Consider the following 18,330-nt stretch of genomic DNA (forward strand, 5'->3'; position numbering starts at 1 on the left):
GAGCGTCCGCACAAGGACGCCAAGCCTGCCGCACTGCCCTCTGCCAGTGACGCTGGACGGAATATACTGTATATTCATACAGTTATCGCCGCCGTTGTCACTGCGCCCCGCAGTGCCCCGGCCTGGCGTTCCAACCACTGTCTTTACTTAGCTTGAACACGTATGGCCACTAAAAAACCAGCATCCGACTACAGCGAATCATCCATCCGTGTCCTGAAAGGACTGGAACCCGTCAAGCAGCGCCCGGGGATGTACACCCGCACTGAAAATCCGCTGCACATCATTCAGGAAGTGATCGACAATGCCTCCGACGAGGCGCTGGGCGGTCATTGCACGCATATCGCCGTCACGCAAAATACGGATGGCAGCATCACCGTCGAAGACAATGGCCGCGGCATTCCCGTCGGCATCCACCCTGAAGAAGGCGTGCCGACGGTGGAAATCGTGTTTACACGGCTGCACGCGGGCGGCAAGTTCGACAAGGGTTCGGGCGGCGCCTACGCGTTCTCGGGCGGCTTGCACGGCGTCGGCGTGTCCGTCACCAATGCGCTGTCGACGCGCCTGGAAATCACCGTCTGGCGCAAGGAAAGCGATGGCAACGGCCTGCATCACATGGTGTTTGCGAATGGCGACGTGATCGAGCCCCTGAGTTCCCGCCCCGCCCCGCGCGACGGCAAGAAGTCGGGCACGCGCGTCACCGCCTGGCCCGACGCGAAGTATTTTGATTCGCCGAATATCTCGCAAACCGAGCTGCAGCGCCTGCTGCGCTCGAAAGCCGTGCTGCTGCCCGGCGTCACCGTCACCTTGACCAACGCGAAAACGGGCGACACGCAAACCTGGCAGTACGCGGAAGGCTTGCGCGGCTACCTGACCGAATCGCTGGCGCAGGTATCGAATGGCGAAACCCTGATTCCCCTGTTCGAAGGCGCGCAGTACGCAGGCCCGGACTCGGAAGGTTTTGCCGAAGGCGAAGGCGCGGCCTGGGTGGTGGCGTGGACGGAAGAAGGCGCCATCGTGCGCGAATCGTATGTCAACCTGATTCCCACCTCGAATGGCGGCACGCACGAATCGGGCTTGCGCGACGGCCTGTTTGGCGCCGTGAAAAACTTCGTCGAAATGCACTCGCTGCTGCCGAAAGGCGTCAAATTGCTGCCGGAAGACGTGTTTGCGCGCGCCTCGTTCGTGCTGTCGGCCAAGGTGCTGGACCCGCAATTCCAGGGCCAGATCAAGGAACGCCTGAACTCGCGCGACGCCGTGCGCCTGGTCTCGACCTTCACCAAGCCACCGCTGGAACTGTGGCTGAACCAGCACGTCGACTACGGCAAGAAGCTGGCCGATCTGGTGATCAAGCAGGCGCAGTCGCGTCAGCGCTCGCTGCAAAAAGTGGAAAAGAAAAAATCCTCGGGCGTGGCCGTCCTGCCGGGCAAGCTGACCGACTGCGAATCGTCGGACATCACGCGCAATGAACTGTTCCTCGTCGAGGGCGACTCGGCGGGTGGTTCGGCCAAGATGGGCCGCGACAAGGAATTCCAGGCGATTTTGCCCCTGCGCGGCAAGGTTCTGAACTCGTGGGAAACAGACCGCGACCGCCTGTTTGCGAATAACGAGATCCACGACATCGCGGTCGCCATCGGCGTCGATCCGCACGGCGTGAACGACTCGCCCGACCTGTCCGGCCTGCGCTACGGCAAGATCTGCATCCTCTCGGATGCGGACGTGGACGGCTCGCACATCCAGGTACTGCTGCTGACGCTGTTCTTCAAGCATTTCCCGGCCCTGATCAACAAAGGCCACATCTGCATCGCCCGCCCGCCCCTGTACCGCGTGGACGCGCCGGCGCGCGGCAAGAAGCCGATGCAGAAAATCTATGCGCTCGACGACGGCGAACTGGTCGCCATCGAGGACAAGCTGCGCAAGGAAGGCGTGAAACAGGGCGCCTGGTCGATCTCGCGCTTCAAGGGCCTGGGCGAGATGAACGCCGAGCAGCTGTGGGAAACGACGATGAACCCGGACACGCGCCGTTTGCTGCCCGTGACCCTGGGCGAAATCGACCACATGACTTCCGCCGCGCGCTTCAACATGTTGATGGGCAAAGGCGAAGCGGCCGGACGCCGCGCCTGGATCGAGGAACACGGCAATGAGGCGGAGGCGGATATCTGATGATCATCGGCATCGACCTGGGCACCACCAACAGCCTGGTCGCCATCTGGCGCGACGGCAAGGCTGCCATCATCCCGAATGCACTGGGCGAGCACCTGACGCCGTCGTGCGTCAGCATCGATGACGACGGCACCGTGCTGGTGGGCCGCGCCGCGCGCGAGCGCCTGCAGACGCACCCGCAGCTGACGGCCGCCGTCTTCAAGCGCTACATGGGTAGCGAAAAGAAAATCACCCTCGGCACGCAGCAATTCCGTCCGGAAGAGCTGTCGTCGATGGTGCTGCGCGCGCTGAAGGAAGATGCCGAAGCCTTTTTGGGCCACAAGGTCGAGGAAGCCATCATCACCGTGCCCGCGTATTTCAGCGATGCGCAGCGCAAGGCCACGCGCATCGCCGGCCAGCTGGCCGGCTTGCGCGTGGAGCGCCTGCTGAACGAGCCGACGGCCGCCGCGCTGGCCTACGGCATCCGCGACAAGGAACAGGAAAGCAAATTCCTCGTCTTCGACCTGGGTGGCGGCACGTTTGACGTGTCAATCCTGGAACTGTTCGAAGGCGTGATGGAAGTACGCGCCTCGGCCGGCGACAATTTTCTGGGCGGCGAAGACTTCGTCACGGTGCTGGTCGACGCCTTTTTGGACGGCAGCGGCTTGCGCGACGCGGCCGGCAGCCGTTTGTTCGACCCGCGCCAGCAGCAGCTGCTGCGCGATGAAGCCGAACGCGTCAAGCGCCTGCTGTCGGAGCAGCCATCCGTGCGCATGGCCACGCGCTACCAGGACAAGGAATACAGCTGGGAGATCAGCGAAGACAGACTGGCGCAGTTGTGCGAACCGCTGCTGGCACGCCTGCGCCTGCCCGTGGAACGGGCGCTGCGCGACGCCACCATCCGCGCCGCGGAACTCGATGAAGTGGTGCTGGCCGGCGGCGCCACGCGCATGCCGCTGGTACGCAAACTTGTCTCGCGCATGTTCGGCCGCTTCCCCGCCATTCACCTGGACCCGGACGAAGCCGTGGCGCTGGGCGCCGCCGTGCAGGCGGGCCTGAAGATGCGCGATGCGGCCCTCGACGAAGTGGTCATGACGGACGTGGCACCGTATTCGTTGGGTATTTCGATTTCGCGCCAGGTCGGCGCAAACCAGTATGAAGGCGGGCATTACCTGCCCATCATCGAGCGCAACTCCGTGGTGCCCGTCTCGCGCACGGAAAACATCACCACCATCTACGACAACCAGAAGGAAATCAACGTGGCGATCTTCCAGGGCGAGTCGCGCCTGGTAGCCGACAACGTCTTCCTCGGCAAGATCAGCTTCCCGATCCCCGCAAAAAAAGCGGGCGAGATCGGCATCGACGTGCGCTTCACCTACGACGTCAGCGGCGTGCTGGAAGCGGAAGTGACGGTGCTGGCCACGCAGGAACGCCACAAGATGATCATCAGCGACAACGCGGGCGTGATGACGCCGGAACAGATCGAGCAGCGCTTTGCGGAATTGGCCGACCTGAAGATCCACCCGCGCGAGCAGATGGAAAACCGCACCCTGGTCACGCGCGCCGACCGCCTGTACGAACAGTCGCTGGGCGACGTGCGCCAGTACCTGGCGGCGCACACGGCGAACTTCCAGGCCGCGCTGGAAACGCAGGACCCGAACACCATCCGCAAGGCGCGCCAGGCGCTCGACGAGGTGTTGCGCCAGGTCGAGAGCGAGAGCTTCCTGTAAATGGACGGCGGCATGCACAACGGACAGCGCAGCCTGTGGGATATCCTGGGTACGGAGCCTTCCGGCGACGAGCGCGCCCTCAAGCGCGCGTACGCGAAGCGCCTGAAGGTGACGCGTCCCGAAGACGATCCGGCCGCCTTCCAGGAGCTGCGCGAAGCGTATGAGTACGCGCTGCGCCATGCACACCAATTTTCCGCGGAGTTGCAGGAGCAGGGACAGGCTGAGGAAACGGCTGAAGCGCAGCCTGCCTCGCTAACGGCAGATATGGCAAAGGCCGAAACGCCGTCCGCAGAAGCCGCCGAATTATGGGGCGTCATCGACGACGCCGCGCAGGACGCGCCTGCGGAACTGTGGGGCGTCATTGCTCAGGAACAGATGCCGCCACCCGAATTGTGGGGCGTGGTTGCCATTGACCCGGTGCAGGAAGCGGCCAACCTTTGGCAAGGCTGCCTGGCGCTGACGCGGCACGCGAATGCCAGCGACGTGCTGGCCGGCATTCTGCAGGACGACGCCATGCTGAACCTCGACGTGCGCGAGGAATTCGAGCTGTGCGCGCTGCGCTATTGCGCCAGCGCCGGCTATGACCTGGCGCTGCGCCAGGCCCTGTTCGAGCAGCTGGGCTGGGACCACGACTTTTCCTACCTGGCGCGCAGCCATGCGGACCTGGTGCGCGGCGCCGTGCAGCGCTACCGGGCGGACCGTTCGTTCGCCCATTTCAGCGACAACCGCGACAGCTATCCGGGCCTGGACTGCATCATGTCGCAGCAGGCACCAAGCGCCTACGCGCGCCAGCTGTTCGACCAAAAATTCACGCTGCAATTGCGCGAACTGCTGCAGGCGATACGCTGGCAGCACGGCGAGATGCTGGCCTATAAACTCGATGCCGACCTGTTCGAGCAATGGGAACAGGCGGTCTTTTCCAAGCGCTACTTCAAGCAGACGGCGCTGGCTTCGTGCGGCTTGGGTTTCGTGCTGCATTTCATGCTCTCGGGCGTGATCAGCGTAGCAGGCTTGGAACTGAGCAACGCGGGCGGCTATGCCAGCCTGATCGGTTTTCAGGTGCTGGCATTCCTGCTGTTGGCCATGAACGCATGGCAAAAGCCGGCGCCGGCATATGCGTGGATGGCCTCCTTGCGAGAGGAACTGCACGCCTGCCTGCCAGCGCTGCGCAGGCACCCCGGTCTCGGGCAATTGGGCTGGATCATGCCGTTCCTGTGCCTGGCGCTGCTGCTATTCATACCTGCGCCTGCTGCTCCACTGCGCATCACCACCTCGTTAGGACTGTGCATCACGGCGCTGCTGGCCGCGAAAGCCAACTACGCACTGCTGCGCGGACGCCTGCTGGCTTGCATCCTGATCGCCTTTACGGCAACCATGGTTTTCACGCTGGACAGGACCGATACCGGCCTGGCACTGAGCGATGGCATCATGCTGCTTTTCTGCATGCAGGTACTGGCACTGCGCTCGATGACGGGACTGTATGTCGATAGCGGCGGACCAGCGCATCTCCTGCCGCGCCTGCGCGCTGTCTGGATGATCGGTTGCACCATCGCGTTCCTGGCCATACATCTGCATGCAGCGCCAGCGCATGTGCTAGGTGCCGTGCTGTTTGTCTGGTCCTGCATCGGCATGCTGTTTGCTCCTTTCGAGCTGAACTGGCGCGCAGCCTGGCCAATTGCCATCGCGCCCGCAGCCGCCACCTTCTTGCTCGCCAGTCAGCTCGGTGGCCCGCCAGGCCAGGCCATCGTCAAGCTGAGTGCCGTACTGGCGCTGTCTGTCCTGTATTTCACCGTGCGTCATCTTTATCTGCAGCAGCGCAGATCCGCACAAGCAACCGGGCTGTCATAATCGGCCCCATGAATTCAAACGCAACTACTTCATACTGAAACAAGCGCCATGTCCACACAAACCAATTTATTTGACGATGCCCAGCCTGATCCGACCCTGCCGGATGAACCGGTATTCGACGGCGAAGCGCTGACCCTGTCCACCTTTGCCGAGCGCGCCTATCTCGATTACGCCATCTCCGTCGTCAAGGGCCGCGCCCTGCCCGACGTGTGCGACGGCCAGAAACCCGTGCAGCGCCGCATCCTGTATGCGATGAATGAGCTGGGTCTCAACTCCACAGCGAAGCCGCGCAAATCGGCGGCCGTGGTCGGCGACGTGCTCGGTAAATTGCATCCGCACGGCGACCAGTCCGTGTACGACGCGCTGGTGCGCATGGCGCAGGATTTTTCCTTGCGCTACCCGCTGATCGATGGCCAGGGCAACTTCGGCTCGCGCGATGGCGATGGCGCGGCGGCCATGCGTTACACGGAAGCGCGTCTGACGCCGATCGCCAAGCTGCTGATGGATGAAATCGGCATGGGCACGGTGGATTTCCAGCCCAACTACGACGGTTCGACGGAAGAACCGAAGCTGCTGCCAGCGCGCCTGCCGATGGTGCTGCTGAACGGCGCCTCCGGCATCGCCGTGGGCCTGGCGACGGAAATCCCGTCGCACAACCTGGCGGAGGTGGCGAAAGCGGCCGTCGCCATGATCCGCGATCCGAAGATGACGCACGCCGAGCTGATGGCCATCATTCCCGGCCCGGACTTCCCCGGTGGCGGCCAGATCATCACGCCGCCCTCGCAGATCGCCGACATGTATGCGAGCGGGCGTGGCAGCATGAAGGTGCGCGCGCGCTGGAAGATCGAAGAGCTGGCGCGCGGCCAATGGCAAGCCGTGGTAACGGAACTGCCGCCGGGTACCTCGTCGCAAAAGGTGCTGGAAGAAATCGAGGAACTGACGAATCCGAAGATCAAGCTGGGCAAGAAGGCGCTGTCGCCGGACCAGGTGGCCCTGAAGGCGCTGATCCTCAATTCGCTCGACACCATCCGCGACGAATCGGGCCGCGCCGCGCCCGTGCGCCTGGTGTTCGAGCCGAAGTCGAAGAACCAGGACCAGACGGAATTCATGCTGATGCTGCTGGCGCACACCTCGCTGGAATCGTCGACCTCGATCAATCTGGTGATGATAGGCGGCGATGGCCGTCCGCGCCAGAAAGGGCTGGGCGACATCCTGCGCGAGTGGATCGATTTCCGCTTCGAGACCGTCACGCGCCGCACCGGCTACAAACTGGGCAAGGTCAAGGACCGCATCCATATCCTGGAAGGACGCGAAGCGATCCTGCTCAATATCGACAAGGTGATCCAGATCATCCGTAATTCGGATGAACCGAAAACGGCCCTGATCGAGGCATTCAAGCTGTCCGAACGCCAGGCCGACGACATCCTGGAAATCCGCTTGCGTCAGCTGGCGCGCCTGGAAACGATCAAGATTCAGCAGGAGCTGGCCGAGCTGCGCAAGGAAGAAAAGTCGCTGCAAGACCTGCTCGATAACCCGGGCTCGATGAAGCGCGCCATCATCCGCGAAATCGAAGCGGACGCCAAGCAGTTCGGCGACGCGCGCCGCACCCTGATCGAGGAAGCGCAAAAAGCCGTGGCAGAACAGAAGGTGGTCGATGAACCGGTCACCGTCATCATTTCGGAAAAAGGCTGGGTGCGCGCGCGCACCGGCATCGGCCACGATGCGGCGCAATTCACGTTCAAGGCGGGCGACACCCTGCATGGCGCCTTCGAATGCCGCACGGTCGATACCTTGCTGGGCTTTGGCAACAACGGCAAGATTTACTCGGTTCCCGTCTCGGCGCTGCCCAACGCGCGCGGCGACGGCGTACCGATCACGACCTTGTGCGACCTGAGCGGCGGCACACCGGGCAACGCCGTGCGCATCCTGCACTACTTTGCGGGCAATGGCGCCACCAGCTTGCTGCTGGCGACGAGCGCCGGCTACGGCTTCATCGCCAAGGCGGGCGACATGAGCAGCCGCCTGAAAGGCGGCAAGGCCTTCATCACTCTGGACGATGGCGACGTACCGCTGGCACCGAAAGTCATCCCGGAGGCGGCCAGCGCCCTGGCCTGCCTGACGGAAGGCGCGCGCCTGCTGGTGTTCGGCCTCGATGAAATGAAAACCCTGACCAAGGGCGGCACCGGTGTCAAGCTGATCGACCTCGATGCCAAGGACAAACTGCTGGCCGTGCAGCCGATCACGCAGCGCGGCGTGGTGGTCTCGGGCATCGGCCGGGCCGCGAAACCGCAAGATGCGTCGCTCGGCGCCACCGCCCTGGCCGAGCATTTCGGCAAGCGCGCGAAGAAGGGCAAGGCACTGGCTGCCAAGCTGAAACCGGTCTCGATGGCGGCCATCGGCTAAGCACCATCGATTCATACGAAAAGACAGGTTCGCCTGTCTTTTTTTTCGCCTGGCGCATCTAAGTAACCCCCCATAAATTATTGTGTTTTCTGACTTCCATAACCGGCGCTGTGCGGTGTTGCCCGCAGCTAGCAGTGCTCGCACTGCGTCGCTGCAGGCGCCTTGCACAGCATCCGGTTCTGTTCGTCATAAATTCACAATAATTTCCCGAGCATTACTTAACGGCAGCAGAGAAAAATAATTTTACAAATACGTCACCCGCTCCCGTTATCCCTGCAGGCACGCCACCGGCATGCCGCCCACGGACAGGAGAAACAGGATGACAAACAACGTTGCAGACAGGCTCCCATGCAGCGCCTGACCCCGGCCGAGCGGCTGGTAGCGGCCAGGGCGGCCGAAGGCTTGCCGTATAAAAGCATCGCCAGGGAACTGGGCAAGTCGCCGGCCACCGTGCGCAACCAGCTGCATGCGATTTACCAGAAACTCGATGTAGGCAACCGCACGGCGCTCGCGTACAAACTGCGCGGCAAGCCTTAACGCCGCGCCAGGCGCAGCACGTCGGGCGTCGCCTCGACGATATCGATCACGTCCTGTGCCCCGCTGACATCACCGAGCGCATAGCGGCCCATGCCCAGGGGCACCAGCCGGGTAACAGGAGTGGCGCGGGGACGGTCATCGGGGCCGGGCGCCATGGATGTCAACGTCGCCTCTCCGCCTTCCAGGCTCCCTGTTCCAGCGCCAAACTCCAGCACCTTGCGCCCCTTGCGGCTGGGAGGAAAGGCGAATGTAGCCGTGGGCCGGTACACCTCGATACCGTCTGCATCCTCTTCGAAGGAATGCGTCCAGCTACCGCTGGGCAGTGCCGTTGTCATGCCGTGCATGCCGCCTCCCGTTGATCACTTTGACGTCAGAAGCACGATACCACGCCATCCAGGCTTTCATAGCCACTCACGGAGGGCGACCAGGCCGTACCGTTCCACGCCTTGTGGAACAGGGCGCCATTTGTGCCCGTGACAAACACGTCGAGGCGGTTGGCCGCCCAGGCCGTGGCGCGTGGACGCGAGGTACACGCGCCGCCCAGCTTGTCAAAGCCCGTCAAGGAAGGCGACCAGGCAGATCCGTTCCAGGCCTTGTGGTACAGGACACTATCGGTGCCGATGACGAACAGGTCAAGCCGGTTGGCCGCCCACGACACGGCTTCCACCTCGCCCTCGCAGATGCCGCCCAGGCGTTCGAAGCCATCGATGGACGGCCCCCATTTCTCGCCATCCCACCACTTGTGGTTCAGCGCGCCATCGGTGCCCGTGACAAACACATCGAGCCGGTTCGGTCCCCACGCCACGGCCTTCGGCGACGAAGTGCAGATGCCGCCCAGGCGCTCATAGCCCGTCAGCGATGGCCCCCAGGCCGTGCCGTTCCACCACTTGTGGTACAACGCATGGTCGGAACCGATGACGAACACGTCCAGGCGGTTCGGTCCCCACGCCACCGCTTCCGGCTGGCCCAGGCAGATGCCGCCCATGGCTTCATAGCCCGTCAAGGATGGTCCCCAGGCAGACCCGTTCCACCACTTGTGATACAGGCCGCGGTCCGTGCCGACGACAAACACGTCGAGACGGTTCGGCCCCCAGGCCACGGCGCGCGGGTCGCCCACGCACAAGCCGCCCATCGCCTCATAACCGGTCAGGGACGGCCACCACGCCGTGCCATTCCACCATTTGTGGAACAAGCCGCTGTCGGTGCCCGTGACGAACACATCGAGCCGGTTCGGCGCCCACGAGACCACCTGCGGCGCACTGGTACAAATGCCGCCCTGACCTTCGTAGCCGGTGACCGATGGCGCCCAGGCCGAGCCATTCCAGGCCTTGTGATACAGCGCGCGGTCCGTGCCCAGCACGAAGACGTCGAGGCGATTCGCGCCCCAGGCCACGACGGGCGAGGAACTCTGGCGCGGCGTGGCGCCCGTGCCGCCCGTCCCCGTACCGATGCTGGCACGCGGACCATCGAGGCAGGCCTGCATGCGCGCCACCTGGCCCGCCGTGAACATGAACATGGCGGGATCGTCGACATAATCCATGTAGTTCATGAACATGTCGCCATTCGGTCCGTTGCTGCAGGAGACATGCGGGAACGAAGGCTGGCCCGTGTTCGGCCCGCCCTGGTTCGGCGTATCGGCGACATTGTCCGTGCCCGAGCAGCCCGTGCCGTCATCACCCCATATATGGTTCAGGTTCAGCCAGTGGCCGATTTCATGCGTGGCCGTACGTCCCAGGTGGAACGGTGGCGCCGCCGTGCCGCTCGTGCCGAAGGCCGATTGCAGGATCACCACGCCGTCGGTGGCGGCCGGGCCGCCGGGGAACTGCGCGTAGCCCAGCAAGCCGCCACCGAGCTGGCACACCCAGATATTGAGGTAGGTATCGGCAGGCCAGGCATTCATGCCGCCCGTCGCCTGCGATTTGACGGCATCATCGGCGCCAAACGAGGCCACCGCCGTCTGGCGCCGCTCGATGCCGCTGCTCGCCGCACCGTTCGGATCGATCGTGGCCAGCGCGAACTCCACGCGCGCATCGGACGTCAGCGGCAGGAACGGCGCCGGCGTGCTGTTCACATCCGGGTTGACGCGCCGGAAATCGCGGTTCAGCACGTCGATCTGGCTGGCGATCTGCGCATCCGAAATATTCTGCGCGGCCGTATTCCACACCACGTGCACCACCACCGGTATCTGCGTCACGCCGGAACGGCCGGCAATGCCGCTGTCACCCTCATAGAGTCCGGCCAGGTTTTCGATATCGGCGCGCACGTTCGCATAGGAGGGATCTTCGCTCAGCAGGCGGCGATGCACGTCCATCGTGGCGCAGGTGCGCGTCTGTGGCGTACCGCCGCCCTGCCCCCCATCACCACCGCCGCCACCACTACCGCCGCCCATGCCGCCGCCACCGGCAGCGCCGCCACGTCCCATGCCGCCGCCATCGCCCACGTGCATGCAACTGGCGCCCGCCATGCCCTGCGATGCCTGCTGCATGCCGCCACCCGGCATGGCGCTGGCATCCGCTGCGGCGGCGCCCTGGGTGAGCGCCGCCTGGTCGGCATACGACATGCCCAGGCGGGTCCCGGACATGGCATCGTCGCTGCCTGCCGCGCCAGCGTCGGCCCGTACGTCGCCCTCGACCGGCATCGCCTGCATGGAAGACATGGCAGGCATGCCTTCCGCCGAACCGGTGGCCGGTGATTTTTTCGTTTTAGCGGTGCTCATGATGTCTCCCTTCGTCTGTTTGCCAGTTCACTATGGCACGGCGAAAGGAGGAGCATTTGCGCCAGATCAAGACTGGCAAGCGGTGGCTAAGAAAAGTGGCAGACGAAAAAAAGACAGCCGAAGCTGTCTTTGGGGCTTGCAGGCCGTGGCCCGCAAACGGGGAATTACTTGGCAGCGGCGGCCTTGACTTCAGCGTCGGCCTTGGCCTTGGCTTCTGCCGTCTTGGTGGCGGCGATGGCTTTATCGGCGTTCGCTTCCACTTTTTCCTTGGCGACCTTGGCGTTGGCTTTCACGGCCGTCTTGGTGGCTTTCGCATCGGCTTTGGCATCGGTTTTATCGGCCTTGGCTTCCGCTTTCAGCTTGTCTTCCGCATCGGCGCTGACGACTTTGTCGTGGGCCTTGGCCTTGGTTTTATTGGCCTTGTGATGGGCGTCGGCTTTCTTGTCGTCAGCCTTCATTTCAGCCTTGGCGACGTTGGCGTCAGCCTTGGCATCGACTTTGGCTTCCGAAGCGGCAGCCTTGTTGACGTCTTTTTGCGCGGAAGCCTGGGCTTTCACGACAGCTTCGGTAGCCGGCGCGGTTTGAGCGAAGGCGGCGGTAGCAAACAGGGTGGCGATCAGTGCGGCGAGTAATTTGTTCATGATGAGACCTTTCAATATGGTTTAATTTTATTCTTACTAAAGGTGGGCAAAATGTTCAAAATTTGCCAGGCATCGCGCTGTTTCTGCATGTAGCGCAATGGCATGACTTCATAGTAAAGATAACTGGCAAACCACACAGTGCGGTAGCGCACTCAAGGGAAAATATGTGCAATTCGGCAAATTTCCCCTTGAGCGCGGTCTGACGCTTCAGATCCTCATGCGCCCACGGCCAGCGCCGCATGACGGGCAGCGACCCATTCCTCATTGGCTGGCTCCACGCCCACCACGATGCGGCTGGCATCGCTGGAAATGCGGCTGGTGTTGCGCGCATTGGCCTGCGCATCGAGCACGGGGCCGATGAAACCGAGCTCGGCGCAGATGCGCTGGCGCAGTTCGGCGCTATGCTCGCCGATACCGGCCGTAAATACCAGCATGTCCAGCCCACCCAGCACGGCCGTCAGGGCGCCGATTTCGCGCACGATGCGGCGGATATACAGGGCCAGCGCGGCGCGGATGCGCTCGCCCGTGGCATCTTGCCGGTCCTGCTGCGCCAGCAGCACCGGCGGATCGGCCGACACGCCCGACACGCCCAGCAAGCCCGACTCGTGGTACAGCACATGCGCCACTTTTTCCAGCGACAGTTTTTCAATCTCCATCAGATAGATCACGGCGCCCGGATCGAGCGAACCGCATCGCGTGCCCATCATCAGGCCATCGAGCGCGGAAAAGCCCATGGTCGTGGCCACGCTGTGCAAATTCTCCATGGCGCACAGGCTGGCGCCGCTGCCCAGGTGGGCGACGATGACCTTGCCGCGCGCGACAGGGCCAAAGCGCTGCTCCAGCACCAGCGACTGGTATTCGTACGACAGGCCATGGAAGCCGTAGCGGCGCAAGCCCCGCTCCCAGGCATCGTAAGGCAGGGCCAGCATCTGCTCGACCTGCGGCACCGTGTGGTGGAAGGCCGTGTCGAAGCACGCCACCTGGGCGATGTCGGGCCGCGATTCGAGCAGCACCTCGATCGCCTCCAGCGCGAACGGCTGGTGCAGCGGCGCCAGCGGCACAAAACTTTTCAGGTCCGCCAGCACCTTGGCATCGATGCGCACGGGGGCGAAATACTTGCTGCCGCCATGCACCACGCGATGCGCCACGGCGCGCAGCGGGCGCCCGGCCAGCTGCGCCACGACTTGCGCCCGGATGTATTCAAGGGCCGCGTGATGCGGCAGCTCCGCATCGAGCTGCAAGGCGACTGCCGGCAGGCCGCCGGCGCGGTAAGTGGCGTTTTCACGGCCGATGCCTTCGACCTTGCCGCCCCATTGCGCCTGCTGCGGCAGCACGCCGCCGGCTTGCTCGAACAGGGCGAACTTGATGCTCGACGAGCCGCAATTGAGCACCAGGATCAGGGCGCCGTCGGCGTATTCGTCAGCATGTTGGACGGATGCGTTCATGGAGGCGTGCTCCGGTAATGATTGGCCAGCATCACGGCGATGGCGCACGAGGCGATCCGGCTGGCGCGCGAATCGGCGCGGCTGGTCAGAATGACGGGGATCTTCGCGCCCAGCACGATGCCGGCGCTGTCCGCGTCGCCCATGTATTCAAGCTGCTTGGCCAGCATGTTGCCGCTTTCCAGGTCGGGCACCAGCAAAATATCGGCGCGGCCCGCCACTTCCGAGACGATGCCCTTGACGGTGGCGGCGGCAATCGACACGGCGTTGTCGAAGGCCAGCGGGCCATCGAGAATCGCCCCGGTGATCTGCCCGCGGTCAGCCATCTTGCACAGCGCGGCCGCGTCCAAGGTGGCCGGCATGTCCGCATTCACCGTTTCCACGGCGGCCAGGATGGCCACGCGCGGGCAGGCCACGCCGATCACATGCGCCAGGTCGATGGCGTTGCGCACGATGTCGGCCTTCATGGCCAGGTTCGGCGCGATATTGATGGCCGCATCCGTGATGATGAAAGGACGCGGATAGGCAGGCGTCTGCATCAGGAAGCAGTGGCTGATGCGGCGCTTGGTGCGCAGGCCGGCGCTGGCGGCCAGCACGGCCGACATCAGTTCATCCGTGTGCAGGCTGCCCTTCATCAGCGCCTCGACTTCGCCCTTGCCTGCCAGCTCGGCGCCGCGCGCGGCGGCCGCATGGCTATGCTCGACGTCCTCGATGGCGATGCCGGCCAGACTCAGGCCAGCTTCCAGGGCCACAGCTTCCAGACGCGCGCGCGGCGCCACCAGCACGGGCGTGATCAGGCCGGCCGCATGGGCGTCGAGCGCACCCGACAGACTCAGTTCATCGCACGGGTGGATCACGGCCACCTTGATCGGACCCAGCGTGCGCGCATGCTCCAGCAGGCGCCGCGTGCCGTCGCCGTTATGCAGGCGAACTTCAGGCAAGGTAGCGCGCACTCTTTCGATCTGTTCGGCGGGCGCGATCACCTGCGCTTCGCCGTCGAGCACCACGGCGCCATGCTGGTTGACGCAGCGGCAGGCCAGGGTCACGTGTCGGTTGCGCGGCTCGCGCGCGGTGACGGTAACGCTGATGGCCAGCGTATCGCCGACGCGCACGGGCTGCAGGAAACGCAGGGTCTGGCCCGTGTAGACGGTGCCGGCGCCGGGCAGGCGCGTGCCCAGCACGGCCGAAATGAGGGCCGCGCCCCACATGCCGTGCGCGATGACGCCCTGGTAGCGGCTGGAAGCGGCAAATTCGGCATCCAGGTGCTGCGGATTGTCATCGCCCGACATCACCGCGAACAGGGCGATATCGTCCATGCTCAGGGTGCGCGTGATGCTGGCGGTGTCGCCGATGGCGATCTGGTCGAAGGTGCGGTTACGCACGATATGCAAATCATCGTCTTGGGTGGTAGTCATCATGGCCTTCTAGGCAGAGGTAGTGTTCTTGGCAGGTTTGGCCTGGACAGCAGGCTGGGACGCAGTTTGAGATGCATGCGCGGCCGGTGGCAGCGCCTTCGCGTGCGCCTTGATCGCTCGTTCGAATACCTCCAGCATTTGCTGCAGGCTCGCTTCCTCGTCCGGCGTCGGCGCTTCGGGCACTTGCAGCACTTGCTGCAGCCATTCGCCCAGCGCGCCGATGGCATCCGGTTCGGCACGCGACAGCAAGGTCGGCAAGGCGGCGATGGCGGCATCGAAATCATGCAGCATCAAACGCGCCTGCTGGCGCACGATGCCGCGGAATTCTTCCATGCTGAAGCCCTGCGTGTACTGCGGCTTGACCAATTTGAGGGCCAGGTTGACCCTGCGCTCGTCGGCGATCATGCGGAAGCGGTAGATGTAGAACAGTGCGCGCACGGCTGCTTCCACCAGGCCCCCATGCTGCATGTCCTCGTCCATCTTGCGCGTTTCGCAACGCACGTATTCGCAATGCTCGGGCGAGATGCCGGGATGCGGGCGCGGCGGCGAGGTGTCGCCGATGGCTTGTCCCGTCAGCGCCTGCACCAGGGGTGAACCGTACACCAGGTCGAAGGTCGTTTCCTGCACCGTATCGCGCCAGTCGCGCCAGCTGTTCAAGCCGGCCGTGATGGCGTCGGAGAAGGCCTCCTGCATGGCCAGCAACGGGTTGTCCGGCGCCACCGGCTGACGGTGAGCGCGCACTTTTTCCGCCTCCTTGGCCACCAGCTTGGCCAGCGGATTGTGGTCCGTCCAGCGCTCGTACGAGACGCGCAGCGGATGCGTGAGCTGCAGGAAGCGCGCCGACTGCGGCGTGACCATGGCGCGCACCCACGGCTGCGCAAACGTGCGGTACAACGCCAGGTTCACTTCGGACACGCGCGCGGCGGCGGCGAACTTGCGGTCATTTTCCACGCTTGGCTGCACGATGGCGCGCACATCCTCGATGCCGCGGTGTTCGACCTGCAGCACGTAGTCGCCGCTGGCCAGGTCCGCGTTCGGCGTATCGGGCGTCTTGTCGACGATCCGCGCTTCGTAAATGCCGGCCGGCAGCAGATTGATCAGGTCGATATTGCTGGCGAATTTCTGGTGTTCCTTGTGGCCTACCTTGGCCGAGACGAAAATGCCCAGGTGGCCGATGCTGTCATGTACGGCATACACGATGGTCTGGTCGTGCAGCAGCACATCGTTGTCGTCGCGGTACAGGTCCGTGATCCAGCCCAGCGCCTGTGGCGGCGGCGTGATGTTGTCGCCGTTCGAGCAGAACACGACGATGGGCGAACGGATATTGCGCAAGTCCAGGCGCACGCCGTCGGAGGTGATCAACTCCGCCGTGGCCAGGCGGTTGCCGATAAACAGATTGTCGACGATGTACTGCATCTCGACGTCGTTGAGGAACACGTGGCCGCCCCAGTATTTTTCAAATTCCAGGTAACGGGGCGCTTCCGTATCGATGTTCGCGTACAGGTTGTACTGCTTGCTCCACAGGGTGTTGGCCGGGTTCAGCTTTTCGAAATTCTGCACCAGGCTGGCGCCGTCGAAACGGCCCTTGCCCAGGTCGCCGGCCAGCGCCGTGGCCCAGCTGCCGCCCATCAGGCCGCCCGCGTAGCGCATGGGGTTCCGGCCATGCCAGCCGGCCCAGTACGACACGGGCGCGCCGGCCACGATGATGGGGCCGAACAATTCCGGGCGCATGGCCGCCGTCATGAGGATTTGCCAGCCCGCCTGGCAATTGCCGATGACGACGGGCTTGCCCTCGCTGAGCGGATGCAGGGCGATGACTTTTTCCAGGAAGGACGCCTCGGCGTGCATCACGTCTTCCACCGTCTGTCCCGGCACGGGATCGGGCAGGAAGCCGATGAAGTAGCAAGGATGGCCGGCGCGCAGGGCCACGCCGATTTCGCTCTCGGCCTTGAAGCCGCCGATGCCGGGACCGTGGCCGGCGCGCGGATCGACGACGACGAACGGCCGCTTCGATGGGTCAGGCTCGGGCGCATCGGGCGTCAAAATGCGCGCCAGGCCATAGTTGACGGGGCGCGCCAGCTCCAGGCCGGACATCACCAGTTCGGCGGGGAAGTCCAGCACGTTCGGCACTTCCTCGGCCAGGTGCTCCTGGTACTGGTTGCCGCGCCGGCGCATCACGTCCGCGTACAGCACGATGCGCTGCCAAGAGTCGCGCGCATAGTCGCCCAGCATGCCCAGCGACGGCACGCCGCCGGTGGAGAAAAATGGAGCAGTTTCGATCTTCATGGCTATCCTTTTCATGCAAACAAACGCCGGACCATTCCGGCGCGGGGGCTAAGCCATCTGGCTGATGGTCTTGCGAAAGCGCGCCAGCGCGAAGGTAAACAAGGCCGTACCGATGGCCAGCAGGGCCAGGAACGGTTTCCACACCACGTCGATGCCGGCGCCCCGGTACAGAATCGCCTGGCTCAATTCGACGAAATGCGTGGTCGGGGCGATCAGCATGATGTTCTGCACCAGCTCGGGCATGCTCTCGCGTGGCGTGCTGCCGCCCGACAGCATCTGCAGCGGCAGCAGCACGAGGATCAACAGCATGCCGAACTGCGGCATGCTGCGCGCCACGGTGGCCAGGAAAATGCCCATCGAGGTGGTGGCAAACAGGTGCAAGGCTGCGCCGCACAAAAACAGCGCGATCGAGCCTTCGATGGGCACATGCAGCATGCCGCGCACCACCAGGTTCAGCGACAGGGCGGCGGCCAGCAGCACCACCAGGCCCATCGACCAGACCTTGCCCAGCATGATCTCGGCCGGCGTCACGGGCATCACCAGCAAGTGCTCGATGGTGCCGTGTTCGCGCTCGCGGATCAGCGCCGCCCCCGTCAAAATGATCGACAGCATCGTCACCTGGTTGATGAGTTCCATCAGCGAGCCAAACCACGCCTGGCTCAGCGAGGGATTGAAGCGCGCACGCATCACCAGCTCCACCGGCGAGACCGTCGTGCCGCGATAGCGCTTGGCGAATTCCGATATTTCGCCGGCGACGATCTGCTGGATGTAGCCGCTGCCGCTGAAGGCCTGGCTCATGCGCGTGGCGTCCACGTTCAGCTGCAGCTCCGCCTGGCGCCCGCCGAGCACGTCCGCCTGCAGCTTGGGCGGGATCGTCAGCACGAAGGTGTACTGGCCCGCGTCCAGGCCCGCATCGACCTGGCTCTGGTTGATCATGGCCGGCGGCGTGAACTGCGGCGGGAAGAAGGCCGAGGCGATGCGCCCGGACAGCGGCGAACCATCCTCGTCGACGATGGCGATCGACGCCATGTGCAGGGTTTCCGGCTTGGCCGTGGCGGCCACGTAGATGGCCAAAGTGAAGGTGTAGAGGATCAGGATCAGCATCATCGGATCGCGGATCAGGCTCCAGATTTCCTTCACGCCCAGGCGGTAGATATTTTCAAGATGCCGCAT

12 protein-coding genes are annotated in these 18,330 nt (G+C 64.0%); 5 read left to right on the plus strand and 7 right to left on the minus strand.

Annotation, left to right across the window (positions count from 1 at the left end):
- The first annotated feature begins 162 nt into the window (after positions 1-162).
- The 5 genes from FJQ89_RS14950 to FJQ89_RS14970 all read left to right on the plus strand — a co-directional run bounded on the left by FJQ89_RS14950 (position 163) and on the right by FJQ89_RS14970 (position 8,657).
- The gene (locus FJQ89_RS14950; RefSeq protein WP_141170740.1) at positions 163-2,160 is read left to right on the plus strand and encodes a DNA topoisomerase IV subunit B; all 1,998 of its coding nucleotides are present in this window, start codon (positions 163-165) and stop codon (positions 2,158-2,160) included.
- Positions 2,160-3,869, plus strand: a complete 1,710-nt coding sequence (locus FJQ89_RS14955; RefSeq protein WP_141170741.1) for a molecular chaperone HscC — start codon at positions 2,160-2,162, stop codon at positions 3,867-3,869. The genes FJQ89_RS14950 and FJQ89_RS14955 overlap by 1 nt, the downstream gene beginning before the upstream one ends.
- 12 nt (positions 3,870-3,881) lie before the next feature.
- A complete protein-coding gene (locus FJQ89_RS14960; RefSeq protein ID WP_141170742.1) occupies positions 3,882-5,717 on the plus strand; it encodes a J domain-containing protein in 1,836 nt (611 codons plus the stop codon).
- A gap of 48 nt (positions 5,718-5,765) precedes the next feature.
- Complete coding sequence (gene parC, locus FJQ89_RS14965) at positions 5,766-8,120, plus strand: DNA topoisomerase IV subunit A (RefSeq protein ID WP_141170743.1); 2,355 nt, start codon at positions 5,766-5,768, stop codon at positions 8,118-8,120.
- Positions 8,121-8,468: 348 nt separating this feature from the next.
- On the plus strand, positions 8,469-8,657 hold the full coding sequence (locus FJQ89_RS14970) for a helix-turn-helix domain-containing protein (protein ID WP_141170744.1): 189 nt from the start codon (positions 8,469-8,471) through the stop codon (positions 8,655-8,657).
- On the opposite strand, the gene FJQ89_RS14975 is transcribed toward FJQ89_RS14970, so the two are convergent.
- From FJQ89_RS14975 to FJQ89_RS15005, 7 genes are all read right to left on the minus strand, one after another.
- Positions 8,654-9,001, minus strand: coding sequence for a hypothetical protein (locus FJQ89_RS14975; protein ID WP_141170745.1), 348 nt, complete (start codon positions 8,999-9,001; stop codon positions 8,654-8,656). The two genes, FJQ89_RS14970 and FJQ89_RS14975, sit on opposite strands and share 4 nt — an antisense overlap.
- 26 nt (positions 9,002-9,027) lie before the next feature.
- Entirely contained in the window at positions 9,028-11,373 is a 2,346-nt protein-coding gene (locus FJQ89_RS14980; RefSeq protein WP_279239593.1) for a DUF8189 domain-containing protein, read from the minus strand.
- Between the two features lie 164 nt (positions 11,374-11,537).
- Positions 11,538-12,014, minus strand: coding sequence for a hypothetical protein (locus FJQ89_RS14985; RefSeq protein ID WP_141170746.1), 477 nt, complete (start codon positions 12,012-12,014; stop codon positions 11,538-11,540).
- Between the two features lie 215 nt (positions 12,015-12,229).
- On the minus strand, positions 12,230-13,459 hold the full coding sequence (locus tag FJQ89_RS14990; protein ID WP_141170747.1) for an acetate/propionate family kinase: 1,230 nt from the start codon (positions 13,457-13,459) through the stop codon (positions 12,230-12,232).
- A complete protein-coding gene (locus FJQ89_RS14995; RefSeq protein WP_141172819.1) occupies positions 13,456-14,871 on the minus strand; it encodes a bifunctional enoyl-CoA hydratase/phosphate acetyltransferase in 1,416 nt (471 codons plus the stop codon). Before FJQ89_RS14995 ends, FJQ89_RS14990 begins: the two co-directional genes overlap by 4 nt.
- A gap of 9 nt (positions 14,872-14,880) precedes the next feature.
- Positions 14,881-17,157, minus strand: coding sequence for a DUF3141 domain-containing protein (locus tag FJQ89_RS15000; RefSeq protein ID WP_141170748.1), 2,277 nt, complete (start codon positions 17,155-17,157; stop codon positions 14,881-14,883).
- Between the two features lie 48 nt (positions 17,158-17,205).
- A complete protein-coding gene (locus FJQ89_RS15005) occupies positions 17,206-18,330 on the minus strand; it encodes an ABC transporter permease (protein WP_141170749.1) in 1,125 nt (374 codons plus the stop codon).

Source organism: Janthinobacterium tructae, from assembly GCF_006517255.1.
GTDB classification, from domain to species: domain Bacteria; phylum Pseudomonadota; class Gammaproteobacteria; order Burkholderiales; family Burkholderiaceae_D; genus Janthinobacterium; species Janthinobacterium tructae.